This window comes from Rhodoferax ferrireducens T118, assembly GCF_000013605.1.
Lineage (GTDB): Bacteria > Pseudomonadota > Gammaproteobacteria > Burkholderiales > Burkholderiaceae_C > Rhodoferax > Rhodoferax ferrireducens.
Genome location: NC_007908.1, coordinates 4080264 through 4095772, shown reverse-complemented (window position 1 = coordinate 4095772; position 15509 = coordinate 4080264). Strand labels below are relative to the sequence as shown.

General features: G+C 58.5%; 15 protein-coding genes. 13 read left to right on the top strand and 2 right to left on the bottom strand.

Annotated features, from left to right (window positions below; translation table 11 throughout):
* From RFER_RS18630 to arsB, 13 genes are all read left to right on the top strand, one after another.
* Window positions 1–1077: an ABC transporter ATP-binding protein gene (locus RFER_RS18630; protein ID WP_011465938.1), complete on the top strand. Its 1077-nt coding sequence runs from the start codon at window positions 1–3 to the stop codon at window positions 1075–1077.
* Window positions 1074–1967 (top strand): carbohydrate ABC transporter permease, encoded by an 894-nt coding sequence (locus tag RFER_RS18625; protein WP_011465937.1) that lies wholly within the window; start codon window positions 1074–1076, stop codon window positions 1965–1967. The genes RFER_RS18630 and RFER_RS18625 overlap by 4 nt, the downstream gene beginning before the upstream one ends.
* A complete protein-coding gene (locus RFER_RS18620) occupies window positions 1960–2772 on the top strand; it encodes a carbohydrate ABC transporter permease (RefSeq protein WP_011465936.1) in 813 nt (270 codons plus the stop codon). Before RFER_RS18625 ends, RFER_RS18620 begins: the two co-directional genes overlap by 8 nt.
* A gap of 13 nt (window positions 2773–2785) precedes the next feature.
* Window positions 2786–3094 (top strand): DUF2160 domain-containing protein, encoded by a 309-nt coding sequence (locus RFER_RS18615; RefSeq protein ID WP_011465935.1) that lies wholly within the window; start codon window positions 2786–2788, stop codon window positions 3092–3094.
* Window positions 3095–3181: 87 nt separating this feature from the next.
* On the top strand, window positions 3182–4915 hold the full coding sequence (locus RFER_RS18610) for an ABC transporter substrate-binding protein (RefSeq protein WP_011465934.1): 1734 nt from the start codon (window positions 3182–3184) through the stop codon (window positions 4913–4915).
* Between the two features lie 134 nt (window positions 4916–5049).
* Window positions 5050–6750, top strand: a complete 1701-nt coding sequence (locus RFER_RS18605) for a glycerol-3-phosphate dehydrogenase/oxidase (protein ID WP_011465933.1) — start codon at window positions 5050–5052, stop codon at window positions 6748–6750.
* A 43-nt stretch (window positions 6751–6793) separates the two neighbouring features.
* A complete protein-coding gene (locus RFER_RS18600; protein ID WP_041790977.1) occupies window positions 6794–7486 on the top strand; it encodes a hypothetical protein in 693 nt (230 codons plus the stop codon).
* A 47-nt stretch (window positions 7487–7533) separates the two neighbouring features.
* Entirely contained in the window at window positions 7534–7746 is a 213-nt protein-coding gene (locus tag RFER_RS18595; RefSeq protein ID WP_011465931.1) for a cysteine-rich CWC family protein, read from the top strand.
* Window positions 7747–7864: 118 nt separating this feature from the next.
* Complete coding sequence (locus RFER_RS18590; protein WP_011465930.1) at window positions 7865–8194, top strand: ArsR/SmtB family transcription factor; 330 nt, start codon at window positions 7865–7867, stop codon at window positions 8192–8194.
* Between the two features lie 68 nt (window positions 8195–8262).
* Window positions 8263–8745 carry an arsenate reductase ArsC gene (locus RFER_RS18585; RefSeq protein WP_011465929.1) on the top strand — a complete coding sequence of 161 codons (483 nt, stop codon included), beginning with the start codon at window positions 8263–8265 and terminating at the stop codon, window positions 8743–8745.
* Between the two features lie 28 nt (window positions 8746–8773).
* A complete protein-coding gene (gene arsD, locus RFER_RS18580) occupies window positions 8774–9157 on the top strand; it encodes an arsenite efflux transporter metallochaperone ArsD (protein WP_011465928.1) in 384 nt (127 codons plus the stop codon).
* Between the two features lie 63 nt (window positions 9158–9220).
* Window positions 9221–10990: an arsenical pump-driving ATPase gene (gene arsA / locus RFER_RS18575; RefSeq protein ID WP_011465927.1), complete on the top strand. Its 1770-nt coding sequence runs from the start codon at window positions 9221–9223 to the stop codon at window positions 10988–10990.
* 3 nt (window positions 10991–10993) lie between these two features.
* A complete protein-coding gene (gene arsB, locus RFER_RS18570) occupies window positions 10994–12061 on the top strand; it encodes an ACR3 family arsenite efflux transporter (RefSeq protein WP_011465926.1) in 1068 nt (355 codons plus the stop codon).
* A gap of 250 nt (window positions 12062–12311) precedes the next feature.
* Here the strand turns inward: arsB and RFER_RS18565 are convergent, their stop codons facing one another.
* Window positions 12312–14489 (bottom strand): family 16 glycosylhydrolase, encoded by a 2178-nt coding sequence (locus RFER_RS18565; RefSeq protein WP_041790975.1) that lies wholly within the window; start codon window positions 14487–14489, stop codon window positions 12312–12314.
* Window positions 14486–15337 carry a glycosyltransferase family 32 protein gene (locus RFER_RS18560; protein ID WP_041790973.1) on the bottom strand — a complete coding sequence of 284 codons (852 nt, stop codon included), beginning with the start codon at window positions 15335–15337 and terminating at the stop codon, window positions 14486–14488. Before RFER_RS18560 ends, RFER_RS18565 begins: the two co-directional genes overlap by 4 nt.
* Window positions 15338–15509 lie beyond the last annotated feature (172 nt).

Here is a 15509-nt window from a genome sequence, read left to right as displayed (position 1 = left end):
ATGGCACGCATTGAACTTGATCTGGCGCATGCCTACGCGCCCAATCCCAAACAGGACAGCGACTACGCGCTTTTGCCTTTGAGAATGGCATTTGAAGACGGCGGCGCCTACGCGCTGCTGGGCCCCTCAGGTTGCGGCAAGACCACCCTGCTCAACATCATGTCGGGCTTGCTGGCGCCGTCGCAGGGCAGCGTGCGTTTTGATGGCGTCGATGTCACGCGCGCCTCGCCGCAGGCGCGCAACATTGCCCAGGTGTTTCAGTTCCCGGTGATTTACGACACCATGACGGTGGCAGAAAACCTGGCCTTTCCCTTGCGCAATCGACAGGTGCCCAAAGCGCAGATCAAAAAACGGGTGGGCGAGATTGCCGAGATGCTGGAGATGAGCGGCCAGTTGAACCAGCTTGCCGCCAACCTGGCGGCAGATGAAAAACAAAAAATATCCTTGGGTCGTGGCCTGGTGCGCCCCGATGTGTCGGCGGTGTTGTTCGATGAGCCGCTGACGGTGATTGATCCGCATCTGAAATGGCAACTGCGGCGCAAGATCAAGCAGATTCACCACGAGCTCAAGCTGACCATGATCTACGTCACGCACGATCAGGTGGAGGCGTTGACCTTTGCCGATCACGTGGTGGTGATGGCGCGTGGCCGTGCGGTGCAGGTGGGCTCGGCGGCTGAGCTGTTTGAACGCCCCAGCCATACCTTTGTCGGGCATTTCATCGGCTCGCCGGGCATGAATTTTTTGAGTGGCCAAGCCGATCAGACTGGTTTTCACGTTGCGGACGCTGTCCTGGTGCCGCAGCCAGGGCAAGCGCTGCCGCCGGGTGTCATCAAGTTGGGCGTGCGGCCCGAGTATGTGCTGCTGGTGGCGCCGCACACACCCGGCGCCCTGCCGATGACGGTAGCGCAGGTGCAGGACGTGGGAACCCACGTCATGTTGAGCACCAGTTTTGCCGGCCAGACCGTCAAGGCGCGCTTGCCGTCGGATGCCGGTCACTTGAGCCACGGCGATACGGTCTGGCTGCAAGTCCTGGGCGAGCACACCTGCTTTTATCAAAATGAGGAGATCGTCGCATGAGTACGACCATCAAGCCAGTCAACCAGAAAGCCTGGTTCCTGATCCTGCCCGTGTTGATTTGCGTGGCCTTCTCGGCCATTGTGCCGCTGATGACGGTGGTCAATTACTCGGTGCAGGACATCATCTCGCCCGAGCGGCGCGTGTTTGTGGGCACCGAATGGTTTGCCGCCATCATGCGTGACGAAGAGTTGCATGGTGCGCTCTTGCGGCAATTGACGTTTTCGCTCTCGGTGCTGGCGGTAGAGCTGCCACTGGGCATTCTGCTGGCGCTGTCGATGCCGGCGCAGGGCTGGAAGTCATCCGCCGTGCTGGTGATCGTGTCGCTCTCCTTGCTGATTCCATGGAATGTGGTGGGCACCATCTGGCAGATTTTCGGGCGTACCGACATTGGCTTGATGGGCGCTGCGTTGCAGGGGCTGGGTATCGAATACAGCTACACCGGCAACGCCACCCACGCCTGGCTGACGGTGTTGTTGATGGATGTCTGGCACTGGACGCCGCTGGTCGGTTTGCTGGGTTATGCCGGCCTGCGCTCCATCCCGGACGCCTACTACCAGGCCGCCCGCATTGACGGTGCCAGCAAGTTTGCTGTGTTTCGGTATGTGCAGTTGCCCAAGATGCGCGGCGTGTTGATGATTGCCGTGCTGTTGCGCTTCATGGACAGCTTCATGATCTACACGGAGCCTTTTGTACTGACCGGCGGCGGCCCGGGCAACTCCACCACCTTTCTGTCGCAGTTCCTGACCATCAATGCGGTCGGCCAGTTTGACATTGGCCCGGCGGCGGCTTTCTCATTGATCTATTTCCTGATCATCCTGTTGCTGTGTTTTATTTTGTACAACTGGATGCAGCGCGTAGGCACGCAGGAAAAGGAGGGTGGCCATGAATAAGCCAGCGTTTCAAATGCGGACTTTGTTCCTGCTGGTGTACATCGTGTTTGCCTTGTTGCCGGTGTACTGGATGATCAATATGTCATTCAAGACCAACGGAGAAATTCTGGCCAGTTTTTCGCTGTTTCCGCAGCACTTCACCTGGGACAATTACAAGACCATCCTGACCGATGCTTCGTGGTACTCGGGCTACATCAATAGCCTGATTTATGTCGTCATCAACACCGTGATTTCGATCACGGTGGCCTTGCCTGCCGCCTACGCGTTTTCACGCTACAGCTTTCTGGGTGACAAACATGTGTTCTTCTGGTTGCTGACCAACCGCATGACGCCGCCTGCCGTGTTTTTGCTGCCCTTTTTTCAGCTCTATTCCACCGTGGGTTTGATGGACACGCACCTGGCCGTCGCTTTGGCACACCTGTTATTCAACGTGCCCTTGGCCGTCTGGATTCTGGAAGGGTTCATGAGCGGCATCCCGCGTGAAATTGATGAAACCGCGTACATCGACGGCTACACGTTCCCTGCGTTTTTTGTCAGGATATTCCTGCCGCTGATCAAGGCCGGTGTCGGTGTGGCGGCGTTCTTCTGCTTCATGTTCAGTTGGGTCGAGCTGCTGCTGGCGCGCACCCTGACCAGCGTGAATGCCAAGCCGATTGTGGCCATCATGACACGCACCGTGTCGGCCTCCGGCATGGACTGGGCCACGCTGGCCGCCGCCGGTGTGTTGACGATTGTGCCGGGCGCGATTGTGATCTGGTTTGTGCGCAACTACATCGCCAAGGGTTTCGCGATGGGAAGAGTCTGATAGGGAGAAATGAATGTTTGAATGGATGGCCTGGACGACACCCGTCGCCGTTTTTTTCAGTTGTATTGCGCTCCTGCTGTTTGGCATGACGGTGTGGGAGATCAAGTCACCCACGGTCATGCGGCGCGGCTTTCTGCCGATCGCGACCACGCGCGGAGACCGCTTGTTCATTGGGTTGTTGAGCGCCGCCTACATCAACCTGGCGTTTGTTGGTCTCAGCGGTCGTCTGGTGCTCTGGCTGAGCCTGGAGGCCGAGCCCTCGATCTGGATCAGTTTCGTGGTTTCCATGGGCGTGTTGGCATTGATCATGCGCAAAGGGTAGTGGTGAGTGTTTCAAGGATCGGCTTGTTGTCCCCTGGAGCCGAAGCAGCCTTTGAATCAGGGGCATACACATCTGAGGAGATCGATTATGAAGTTGCGTTTTAGCGCGTTGGCAGTGGCGGTAGCCTGCAGCGCGATGTCCAGTCAAGGTTGGGCTGATGAGGCTGCGGCCAAGAAGTGGATTGACGCTGAGTTTCAGCCGTCCACCCTGTCCAAAGACAAACAGGCTGCTGAAATGAAATGGTTTATCGACGCCGCCGCCAAACTCAAAGCCAAAGGTGTCACTGAAATCAGCGCCGTGTCGGAAACCCTGACCGTGCATGAATATGAATCGAAGACCCTGGCCAAGGCATTCGAGGAAATCACCGGCATCAAGGTCAAGCACGAGATCATCCAGGAGGGTGACGTGGTCGAGAAGCTGCAGACCTCCATGCAGTCGGGTAAGAGCATCTATGACGGCTGGATTTCGGACTCGGACCTGATTGGCACGCATTATCGCTACGGAAAAATCCTGTCGCTGACCGACTACATGGCGGGCACTGGCAAGGAGTACACCAACCCCGGTCTGGACCTGAAAGACTTCATCGGTACCAGCTTCACCACGGCGCCGGACCATAAGCTGTATCAACTGCCAACCCAGCAGTTCGCCAATCTGTATTGGTTCCGCGCCGATCTGTTTGCCAAAAAAGATTTGCAGGACAAGTTCAAGGCCAAATACGGTTATGACCTGGGCGTGCCACTGAATTGGAGCGCCTACGAAGACATTGCCGCATTCTTCAGCGAAGATGTCAAAACCATCGACGGCAAGCCGATTTATGGTCACATGGACTACGGCAAAAAGGATCCTTCTTTGGGTTGGCGCTTCACGGACGCCTGGCTATCCATGGCCGGCGCCGCTGACAAAGGCATTCCCAACGGCCTGCCGGTCGATGAATGGGGCATTCGCGTCGCTGATGACAAGTGCACGCCGGTCGGTGCATCCGTTTCTCGCGGTGGTGCCACCAACTCACCGGCCGCCGTCTATGCGCTCACCAAGTACGTGGACTGGATGAAAAAGTACGCACCCAAGGAAGCCACTGGCATGACCTTCGGCGAAGCCGGCCCCGTGCCCGCCCAAGGCCAGATAGCGCAGCAGATTTTCTGGTACACGGCTTTCACGGCTGACATGGTCAAACCGGGCTTGCCGGTGGTGAATGCTGACGGTACGCCAAAGTGGCGCATGGCCCCTGGCCCGAACGGCCCGTACTGGAAGGAAGGCATGCAAAACGGCTACCAGGACGTTGGCTCGTGGACATTCTTCAAGGATCATGATGCCAACAAGGTGGCGGCTGCCTGGCTCTACGCGCAGTTTGTGACCAGCAAGACCGTCTCGCTCAAGAAGTCGATTGTGGGCACCACGTTTATCCGTGACAGTGACATTCGCAGTGATTACTTCACCAAGAACGCGGCCAAGTACGGCGGCCTGATTGAGTTTTATCGCAGTCCGGCGCGCGTGGCCTGGACACCAACCGGGACCAACGTGCCGGACTACCCGAAGCTGGCACAACTGTTCTGGAAGAATGTGGCCGTGGCCGTAACCGGCGAGAAGACGCCGCAGGCTGCCATGGACAACCTGGCTGAGGAAATGGACCAGGTGATGGGCCGTCTGGAGCGCGCTGGCATGGCGCGCTGCGCCCCCAAACTGAATCCGAAAATTGACCCCAACAAGTGGCTAAGCGACAAGGGCGCACCCTGGAAGAAATTGGCCAACGAAAAGCCCAAGGGTGAAACCATTGCCTATGACACGTTGTTGACGGCCTGGAAGAACGGCAAGGTCCGTTAACCAGTGTCTTGAGACTTTCAATGCTCTAAAGTATGGCCGTGTGAGCAACAACATCACACGGCTTTTTTTCCGGCTGGTGATGCGCATAACGCAGACGCCAGCAAGATTTTTTGACTAGCCGAGAACCTTGATTCATGGTCACCCCAACGCAGCCATTATTCACACAGCGGGCCGAATTGATCAGCCGTCTGGCCGCGCCGCGCCACTATGACATCGCCATCGTGGGCGGCGGCGCGACGGGCCTGGGCGTGGCGCTGGACGCAGCGGCGCGCGGCTTTAGCGTGGTGCTGATCGAGTCGCACGACTTTGCCAAGGGCACCTCCTCGCGCGCCACCAAGCTGGTGCATGGCGGCGTGCGCTACCTGGCGCAGGGCAATATTGGGCTGGTGCGCGAAGCGTTGCGCGAGCGCACCACACTGCTGCACAACGCGCCTTATCTGGCACAGCCGCTGGCGTTTGTGATGCCGTCCTACAAGTGGTGGGAGATGCCTTTTTATGGCATTGGGCTCACCCTGTATGACGCCTTGGCGGGCAAAGCCGGCCTGGGACGTACCGAATTTTTAAGCCGCGCCAAGACACTGGCGCTGTTGCCCGCGGCGCAGCCACAGGGGCTCAAGGGCGGCGTCAAGTACTGGGACGGCCAGTTCAACGACGCACGCCTGGCACTGGCGCTGGGCCGCACGGCGGCGGCGCGTGGTGCGCTGCTGGTGAACTACTGCCGCGCGCTTGATTTGTTTTACCAGGAGGGCAAAGTCGCCGGACTGGTCTGTGAAGACACCCTCACCGGCCAGACCTACCGCATCCAGTCGCGCTGCGTCGTCAACGCCGCCGGGGTCTGGGTCGATGAGCTGCGCCAGAAAGACGGCGCCGCCAATGGTGCCGATGGCCGGCGGCCCACCGAACCGATGGTGGCACCCAGTCAGGGCGTGCACATGGTGGTGGATCGTGACTTTTTGGGTGGTGATACCGCCTTGATGGTGCCCAAAACTGCCGATGGCCGTGTCTTGTTTGCCGTGCCCTGGCTGGGCAAGGTGATTCTCGGCACCACCGACACGCCACGCCATGACCTGGCGCGTGAGCCGCTGGCGTTCAAGGAAGAAGTTGATTTTATTCTGACCGAATCGGCGCGTTATCTGCGTCGTGCGCCCAAACGCGCGGATGTCAAGAGTATCTGGGTCGGCTTGCGCCCGCTGGTCAAGCCGCCAGACGACGAGGGCGACAACACCAAGGGCTTGAGCCGCGAGCACACGGTGCTGGTCAGCCGCAGTGGGCTGGTCACGGTGACCGGCGGCAAGTGGACCACCTACCGCGCCATGGCCGAAGACGTGCTGGCGCAGTGCGCCGCCAAGTCTCTGATCGACGCGCGTGCGGCCGGCGTCACCGTCGATTTGAAACTGGTCGGCGCCGATGAGACGCCGGGCCAGGCACACTCCATCAGTCAGCCGCCTGGCCTGCATTCGTATGGCAACGAACAGGCCCTGGTGATGAGCCTGCCCGGCGCGCAATCCGTGTTGTGCGACGGCTTGACCGAAGCCATGGTGCGCTTCGCGGCGCGCTACGAGTATGCGATCACCGTCGAAGACGTCCTGGCGCGTCGTTCCCGCTTGCTGTTTCTCGATGCCCGCTTGGCCAGCTCCCTGGCGGCGCAGGTGGGAGGCATTCTGTTGCAGGAGACCGGGCTCGACCCGCAGGTTGATGTGTTCACCGAGCTGGCGCAGCACTATTTGTGTTTGCCGGCATCGTGCGAACAGGTCGATCAGCCACGCTCTTTGAGTGCCAATGCGACAGAAGCGCAAGTCCTTGCTGATCCGCGTCAAACGTCGCAGCGGGCATAGCTGGTATGCTTTTCCCTTTGCTTTGTTAACGAAGGATGAATCCATGAAGAACCTGCTGCTGGTCTGTCTGCTTGCCGCCACCCCTTTTGCGACGTCCAGTTGGGCCGCTGATAAATCCGCCCCCGTCGCGCCCGCGGCCGCCGGTGTCTCGGGTGAAGTCCTTGAGGTGAAGGACGTTGAAATGTATAGCTACCTGCGTCTCAAGACCAAGGACGGTGAAATCTGGGCCGCGGTCAGCAAGGCACCGATCAAGGTTGGCGCCAAGGTCACGATTGAAAATTCAACAACCATGACCAATTTTGAGAGCAAAACGCTCAAAAAGACGTTTCCGAAGATTCTTTTCGGCAGCCTGGGCGGCACGGGCCAAGCGTTGGCTGGCGCACCTGCCGCTGTTGCCAAAGTGGTGGACACCAGCCCGATCAAGGTTGCCAAGGCCAGCGGCGCCAATGCACGCACCGTGGCTGAAGTGATCACCAAGGCGACTGAACTGAAAGACAAGCCGGTGCGGGTCAGTGGCAAGGTGGTCAAGTACAACGGTGGCATCATGGGCAAAAACTGGATCCACCTGCGTGACGGCACCGGGCAGGAAGCCGACGGGACCAATGACGTTTTGGTGACCACTGCCGCCGAGGCGAAAGTCGGCGCTGTTGTGACCGTGACCGGCGTGGTGCGAACCAACAAGGATTTTGGCTCCGGCTATAGCTACAAGGTGCTGATCGAAGACGCCAAGCTGTAGACCTGAGCGTTGGTGCTGGTGTCAAGGCCCAGCACCGGAGCCTCCCCATGCAAGAAACCGAGCCCATTGACCCCACGCGCTGCCCGCTGTGCGGGCAATCCAACCAATGCGCCGGGCAGGTGGAACGTGTGACCGGCATCAAGCAGCCACCGTGCTGGTGCAACCAGGCCCAGTTCTCGGCCGACCTGCTCGCCAGCATCCCGGCGCACGCGCGCCGCAAGGCTTGTATTTGCGCCGCCTGCGTCCAGGCTGGCAATTAGTCATAAATTTATAGCTATTAGCCCATACTGAACGTGGGCTAGAGCCTGATTCGGCATAAATCATTGCGTCGATCGCCGCATTTATTCAATGCTTCAATTAATATTGTATGATTGCAGCATGGACAAATCACTCGCCATCACCATTTTTGAATCGCTCGCCTCGGGTGTGCGCCTGGATATTTACCGTCTGCTGGTCAAAACCGGGCCGCAGGGTTTGGTGGCGGGAGAAATTGGCAGCGCGCTGGAGGTGCCGCCGACCAATCTGTCGTTTCACCTGAAGGCCTTGGCGCACGCGCAGCTTGTGTCAGTGGTGCAGGAAGGGCGTTATCAAAGGTACCGCGCCAACCTGGCATTGATGCAAGAGCTGATCGGCTATCTGACCGCCGAGTGCTGCGCCGGCCACCCCGAGCAGTGCGCCGAGATTTGCCTGGCGCCGGTTTGCGCCTGATGGTTTCCTGGGTCATTCCTGAGCCGGACCGCGTTCTCCAATCCCCCAACGTCACTTCTGTCTGAATCATGAATATTCTCTTTTTGTGTACCGGTAATTCCTGCCGCTCGATCCTGGCCGAGGCCACGTTCAATCACCTGGCACCCAAAGGCTGGCACGCCATGAGCGCGGGCAGTCACCCCAGCGGCTATGTGCATCCGCGCTCACTGGCCTTGCTGGCGCGTGAGGGCATTGCGACTGCAGGCTCTGCCAGCAAGTCGTGGGACAACTTGCCGCAAACGCCAGACATTGTGGTTACCGTGTGTGCCAACGCCGCCGGTGAAGTCTGCCCGGCTTACCTGGGCCCGGTGTTGCGCACCCACTGGGGTGTCGAGGACCCGGTGCACGCCGTCGGCACCGACGCAGAAATTGATGCCGCCTTCATGACGGCCTACCGCATCTTGCGCGCGCGCATTGAAGCTTTTTTGGCGCTGCCGCTGGATGCGCTGCAGCACTACCCGCAAAAGCTCAAGGTCGAGCTGGATCACATTGGCACTTTGCTGCCGGGTTGAGTCGATTTTTATACCCAAGGAATTCATCATGAAAAAAGTGCAAGTATTTGACCCGGCCCTGTGTTGCAGCAGCGGCGTTTGCGGCACCGACGTTGACCAGGCCTTGGTCACTTTCTCGGCCGACGTCGATTGGGCCCAACAAAATGGGCTGCAAATTGAACGCTTCAACCTGGCGCAGCAGCCCATGGCCTTTGCCGACAGTGCGGTGGTGAAGGGTCTGCTGGAGCGCTCGGGTGAGGCCGCCTTGCCGATCACACTGGTGGACGGTGAAGTGGCTTTTGCCGGGCGTTATCCCACGCGTGATGACCTGGGCCGATGGCTGGGTGCCGTGGCATCAGCTTCTGAATTGCCCGCTGCTGACCCGCAAGCCGCGCCCTCCGGCAACTGCTGCTCGGGTGGTGCTTGCTGCTAAGCGGGCTGGATTCCCTTCGTCGGAGTCACAGCGACTGTTGTTAGCTGTACCGAAAGTATTCACATGAAATTCCTTGATCAAGCCCCGCGTTTTTTGTTCTTCACCGGCAAGGGCGGTGTCGGCAAAACATCCATCGCCTGCGCCAGCGCACTGGAACTCACACGCTTGAACAAACGCGTCTTGCTGGTCAGCACCGACCCAGCCTCCAACGTGGGGCAGGTGTTTGGCATCCGCATCGGCAACCAGATCACCAACGTGGCTGAGGTGCCAAATTTGAGCGCCCTGGAGATCGACCCGCAAGCGGCTGCCCAAGCCTACCGCGACCGCATCGTCGGCCCGGTGCGCGGGGTGCTGCCTGATGCCGTGGTCAAGGGCATTGAAGAGCAGCTCTCGGGCGCCTGCACCACCGAGATTGCCGCGTTTGACGAATTCACTGCGCTGCTCACGGATGGCGCGCTCACGCAGAATTTTGACCACATCATTTTCGACACCGCCCCGACCGGCCACACCATCCGTATGTTGCAGTTGCCCGGTGCCTGGAGCGGTTTTCTGGAAGACGGCAAGGGCGACGCCTCTTGCCTGGGCCCACTGGCAGGACTTGAAAAGCAGCGCACCCAGTACAAGGCGGCGGTGGATGCCCTGGCCGACCCATTGAAAACCCGTCTGATCCTTGTGGCACGGGCGCAAGCAGCTACTTTAAATGAAGCAGCCCGCACGCATGGCGAGCTGGCGGGTATTGGCCTGTCGAAGCAGTATCTGGTGATCAACGGTGTGTTCCCGGAGTCCGAAACCGTCCACGATGCGCTGGCACAGGCTATTTTTGATCGCGAGCAGGCCGTGTTGGCGAACTTGCCTGACGCGTTGCGCGACTTGCCCACCGATCAAATCGGACTCAAGGCGTTTAATCTGGTCGGGCTGGCGCCTTTGCGTCAGCTGCTGGCGGCGGCCGAACCCGCAGTGCCGACGGCAGCGGACGTACCGCCTGGTGCACCCCCTATCAGCGCTCCCAGCCTGGCCTCCCTGGTCGAGGCCATAGCGCGGGAGGGCCACGGGCTGGTCATGCTGATGGGCAAAGGCGGCGTCGGTAAAACCACGCTCGCTGCGGCTGTCGCAGTGGAGCTGGCCACGCGCAGCCTGCCCGTGCACCTGACGACCTCCGACCCGGCCGCGCACCTGATGGAAACGCTGGACGGCACGCTGGAACATCTGACGGTCAGCCGCATCGACCCGCATGAAGTCACCGAGCACTACCGCGCGCAAGTGCTGGCCAGCAAAGGGGCCAAGCTCGATGCCGCTGGCCGCGCCGTGCTGGAAGAAGACCTGCGCTCGCCCTGCACGGAAGAAATCGCGGTGTTCCAGGCCTTCTCGCGCGTGATCCGTGAGGCTGGCAAGAAGTTTGTGGTGATGGACACCGCGCCTACCGGTCACACGCTGCTGCTGCTCGACGCCACCGGCGCCTACCACCGCGACGTCGCGCGCCAGATGGGCAGCAGCGGCAGGCACTTCACCACGCCCATGATGCAGTTGCAGGACCCCAGGCAAACCAAGGTGCTGATCGTCACGCTGGCCGAGACCACGCCGGTGCTGGAGGCGGCCAATCTGCAAACCGATTTGCGTCGCGCCGGCATTGAGCCCTGGGCCTGGGTCATCAACAACAGTGTCGCGGCAGCTGCCGTGACATCGCCTTTGCTACAAGCACGAGCTCACAACGAGTTGCGTGAGATTGCGGCCGTTGCGACCCACCACGCCAGTCGCTATGCGCTGGTACCGCTCTTGAAAGACGAACCGATTGGCATGCAGCGGCTGCAACTTTTGTCAAAACAAGGAGCGTGAACCATGAGTGCCCAATGTGAAGTGACTGGCAAACGCGCGGCTGGTGCACCGATGAGTGTGTTTGAGCGCTATCTGACGGTGTGGGTGTTTTTGTGCATCGTCGCGGGCATTGCGCTGGGCCAGGTGCTGCCAGACGTGTTTCAGGCCATTGGGCGCATGGAAGTGGCCAAGGTCAACTTGCCGGTGGGCGTTCTGATCTGGGTGATGATCATCCCGATGCTGCTCAAGGTCGATTTTTCCGCCCTGCGCGAGGTGGGCAAACACGTGCGCGGCATCGGTGTCACGCTGTTCGTGAATTGGCTGGTCAAGCCCTTCAGCATGGCGTTTCTGGGCTGGTTGTTTATTCGTCACCTGTTTGCACCGCTGCTGCCGCCAGATCAGATCGACAGCTACATTGCCGGTTTGATTTTGCTGGCCGCCGCGCCGTGCACCGCCATGGTCTTCGTCTGGAGCCGTCTCACCAACGGCGACCCGCTTTTCACCCTGTCGCAAGTGGCCTTGAACGACGGCATCATGATCGTGGCCTATGCGCCGCTGGTGGCGTTTTTGCTCGGTCTCTCGGCCATCACCGTGCCATGGGCCACGCTGCTGATCTCGGTCGGGCTGTACATTGTGATTCCGGTCATCATCGCCCAGCTTTTGCGCAGGTCGCTGCTGGGCCGGGGCCAGACGGCGTTCGATGCGGCGATGGAAAAAATGGGTCCGTGGTCGATTGCCGCACTGCTGGCCACGCTGGTGCTGCTGTTTGCGTTTCAGGGCGAGGCCATTTTGAAGCAGCCGCTCATCATTGCCCTGCTGGCGGTGCCGATTTTGATCCAGGTGTTTTTCAACTCAGGCCTGGCCTATCTGCTCAACCGCGCGCTGGGCGAGAAGCACAATATCGCCTGCCCGTCCGCCTTGATCGGGGCCTCCAATTTCTTCGAGCTGGCCGTGGCGGCAGCCATCAGCCTGTTTGGCTTCAATTCCGGTGCGGCACTGGCCACGGTGGTCGGTGTGCTGATTGAGGTGCCGGTGATGCTGCTGGTGGTACACATTGTCAACAACTCGAAAGGGTGGTACGAGAGAGGCTAAGCGGTGGCTTGGAATGCATATTCCAAGCCAAATTAGTCACCAATTTCACCACTTGTGAATCAAGGAGTTTTTGACTTCGAATTTAGAGACTGGTGCTGATAGGTTGCTCAATGATTGTCTGCAAGGCAGCGCAAACAGTCGGTCACCATGAAGCAGCGAGAGTCCGATCTGGGCCAATTGCGGGCATTGGTCAATGGCTGCTTTTGCTGACCAAGGCGCTGTACACCCCCGAGACATCCGGCTTTAGCCGTTAAAGAGACTGAGCGTCCGCGATGTAGGCATCAACCGCGACTCGATGCAGCAACGATGAAGCAGGTAGTGCGCGGACTGCTAGCCGGCCTGCGAACTCTCTTGAGCGGGCCGGCCAAGTATTTACGTGTAACGTCATCGGTAGGTGTGGAATCGGTGTGGGGTTCCATGTTGCGCGACAGTGAACCAACTTTTGGTCCACGAACCACCTGATCTCGTTGGGAGTCCATTCGATCGCGAATCGATGCAAGGCCCTTGACGCGTCGAATCCCAACTTGATGACGGCGGGCGTTCCCCGATACCCGTAGTCAAACTTGGTCCTCTCGCCGCCAGGGTTGTAGAAGACATTGACTAATAGCTGGTCTGGCTGATTCCCTAGTATTTCTACATCGATCTCCTGTCGGGGTGAGTCGCGGTGCAGAAAGAACCCGGTCACGAGCCCCGGAACACTCGTAGCTTGCAATATCGCTTCAAAGCGCCCGAATAGGAAACATGCGCGACTCGAGATAGCGGCTGCACTAAAATTACGAACACCAAGTCGCTCCTCAATTACTGAAAGTGAGAGGCCACCGCTCGCCGATGCAGTGACGTTAGCATGACGAAAGAGTCCGAGGTTCCCTGGGAAAGTGTCATTTCGCTGAAGCCATCGCGCGGAATCGATTTGGGCGAGATCGTCCTCGAAGCACATCCGCAAGGGAACTGACGACTCTGGACTCTCATCAACACCCGCGCCGATTCCCGCCCAATTTGCACGTCGCTTCGCAATCCACGGCGAAGGATCGTGACGAAGCCATTTTGCAGGAGCGGCCATTTCCCCGTCGCGCTGTGCTGGATGGTGCTTCCGCAACCCAATGTCGTGAACAGCCGGGTATGGTGCGTCCGGTGGCGCCAGCTTTAAGTGCTGGCAAAGTGCCCGCCAACTGCTTGTCTGTTCGCGATGCAGATGCAGGACATCAGCCCCTTCAAGGGCGCCTAGTATGGCGTCATTGTGGCGACTAGCAGACGTCACTATGTCGTCGATCACTATGTACTTGGCCTCTGGGTAGTGCTGAATGAGTCTCAGTATCTGCGGTCTTAGCGAATCTATGTTGACGTAAGCATCGAAAACGCGATCAGCACGACCTGCAAGCAGTCTCTCTAACTCGCACTCCGGGAGCCTATCAAAATCGCTGCAGCAGCGATAACCAAGCATCGACAAAGCCATGGCAAGCGATGACAGCCCAGATCCAGGGACGCCGAATGCGAAAACCGGAGCATGGGTTGGCCACCGATGAAACAGCGCGGCGTCACCGCTATCAAGAATCCCAATTCCACTCAGCGCCGGCAGGATCGAGTACGAATTCGTCGAATGAAGATCCCGACGTTGGTTGATTACCGAGCGGCGCAACGCGCGTACTTTCAGTTCGTGAAACTTCTGATTAATCCAGAGGTCAACTGGGCCACGACACGGCAGGAGATCAAGTAGCGCCTGAGCCCCTCTCTTCGAAAGAACGTAACCGGAAAGGTACCAAAGACCCCGCTCGGGGCGAAACACATTCTTCGAAAGTATTTCCTTTGGAGCACCGTATCGCACCTCGTTGTAGGACACGTACAGGACATCAAATATTGGAACGGCGGGGTGGGCATCCTCCATCTCGCGCCACGCTTGCTCGAGAATCCGCCCAAAGCCACGCTCAAACCAGACATCGTCCTCAAGCACTAGTGCGTAGGACTCACTAGACGCCACGAACGCTCTCCAAACGCCGATGTGCGAGCGCGCCACGGCTATCTCGGCTTGAGTCATCCGAATCGGACGCTCCAAATCGAACGCATCCGGGACTGCGAGAGGTTGAGGTTCGACGAAAAGTTGGTCACCGAGGGTATAAAACGGATCAACATCGGCGCCATCAAGAGAATCTGGAGGGCAGGTCTGCGCGTCACATGCCGAGTACCGCACTACGCGCTCCGAAAGGGGCTTACCGGACGAGTCCAGAACACGATCGAGTTCGCGCACCATATCAGTCCAACGTGCAGGCTGTCTGTCCAAATTGATAACGAAGATTGGACTGATTCCCGACTGCGGAACGTCTGAGGAACTTATGAACTTAAGACACTTCTGCCGCGGTAAGCGGGATCGGAATTGCAAGAACAAGGCATGGAGAAGGCGCAGTGCCGAACCCAGCGGTTTTGAAACATTCATTCGGGGTCTATCTGTCCTGGATCGAATCTTTTCTGATTGGAAAGCCGCCAGTTTCTCGCATCACCGCGATGAATTAGTGGCCATTGCGAGACGGCAAGCGAGTCCCAGTCACTCAATATGACTAGATGGTTCTCAATACCGTCTCCCAATGTCATCCCGAGATCGAAAATCGATTTAGTTAGATTTCCCGGCCCGGTCGTCGCCTGAATCTCTGGCAACACGCCATCGTCCGCGAGTTCAAGAATCCTTGTTGCCTGGTTAAGTGCGTGTTCGATAATTGGATGACCTGTGCATGCAACCAGTGGATTGTTGTTGAAGTAGAAAATCCAACTCGGGTCATAGGCGTCAACAGAAAGAAACACGGACGGCTTCACCATAGACCCTGAAGCAATGTCGTAGCAAAGGGGCTGAAGTTTGAGGCAACCGTCTTCGAACAGCCAACCTATGTCAGTCCCAACACATACATCGTCCGCATCGATATAGCCCCCTCCTTCAACTAATAGATAGCAAAGCCTGAAGTAGTCGGACTGCATTGCCGGGTGATAGCAACGTTCGAAGGCGCGCACATACCTCTCTCCCAATGAACAACCGATGAAAGTCTTGGCCGCATACTCGTCAAATAGCTTGTGTGTAAAACCGCTCGTCTGCCAATGGGTCCATGAAGAGATACATTCCTCGATGTCGCTGGGCAAATGCTGAAGGTCATGCCAAAACTGCACGATAGTTTTGGGCGCCGGATGCACGAATTGATCTGTGATGCAGTGCTCACGTGACTTGCGTTGAACCAGCTTTCTGATGAACTCCGAGCGCTGCTGATGCTGCGCGGGGCTGTCGGGCTCCTGTTGCATCTGGATCCACCATTGTTGAGAAAAGACTCCCACTTCCTGTTTGCCACAATGCGCGGAACGGCCTAGAAAGCTCCTGTATTATATGCCCCAGGCGACCTTTGCCTGACAGAAGGCAAACGCACCAACTACACTTTGCCAGTGACTTGGTGTAAATCAGCTGATTAGGGCTAGA

Coding starts and splice junctions, on each gene's coding strand:
- RFER_RS18630 (WP_011465938.1), top strand. CDS start 1: ATGGCACGCATTGAACTTGATCTGGCGCATGCCTACGCGCCCAATCCC.
- RFER_RS18625 (WP_011465937.1), top strand. CDS start 1,074: ATGAGTACGACCATCAAGCCAGTCAACCAGAAAGCCTGGTTCCTGATC.
- RFER_RS18620 (WP_011465936.1), top strand. CDS start 1,960: ATGAATAAGCCAGCGTTTCAAATGCGGACTTTGTTCCTGCTGGTGTAC.
- RFER_RS18615 (WP_011465935.1), top strand. CDS start 2,786: ATGTTTGAATGGATGGCCTGGACGACACCCGTCGCCGTTTTTTTCAGT.
- RFER_RS18610 (WP_011465934.1), top strand. CDS start 3,182: ATGAAGTTGCGTTTTAGCGCGTTGGCAGTGGCGGTAGCCTGCAGCGCG.
- RFER_RS18605 (WP_011465933.1), top strand. CDS start 5,050: ATGGTCACCCCAACGCAGCCATTATTCACACAGCGGGCCGAATTGATC.
- RFER_RS18600 (WP_041790977.1), top strand. CDS start 6,794: ATGAAGAACCTGCTGCTGGTCTGTCTGCTTGCCGCCACCCCTTTTGCG.
- RFER_RS18595 (WP_011465931.1), top strand. CDS start 7,534: ATGCAAGAAACCGAGCCCATTGACCCCACGCGCTGCCCGCTGTGCGGG.
- RFER_RS18590 (WP_011465930.1), top strand. CDS start 7,865: ATGGACAAATCACTCGCCATCACCATTTTTGAATCGCTCGCCTCGGGT.
- RFER_RS18585 (WP_011465929.1), top strand. CDS start 8,263: ATGAATATTCTCTTTTTGTGTACCGGTAATTCCTGCCGCTCGATCCTG.
- arsD (WP_011465928.1), top strand. CDS start 8,774: ATGAAAAAAGTGCAAGTATTTGACCCGGCCCTGTGTTGCAGCAGCGGC.
- arsA (WP_011465927.1), top strand. CDS start 9,221: ATGAAATTCCTTGATCAAGCCCCGCGTTTTTTGTTCTTCACCGGCAAG.
- arsB (WP_011465926.1), top strand. CDS start 10,994: ATGAGTGCCCAATGTGAAGTGACTGGCAAACGCGCGGCTGGTGCACCG.
- RFER_RS18565 (WP_041790975.1), bottom strand. CDS start 14,489: ATGAATGTTTCAAAACCGCTGGGTTCGGCACTGCGCCTTCTCCATGCC.
- RFER_RS18560 (WP_041790973.1), bottom strand. CDS start 15,337: ATGCAACAGGAGCCCGACAGCCCCGCGCAGCATCAGCAGCGCTCGGAG.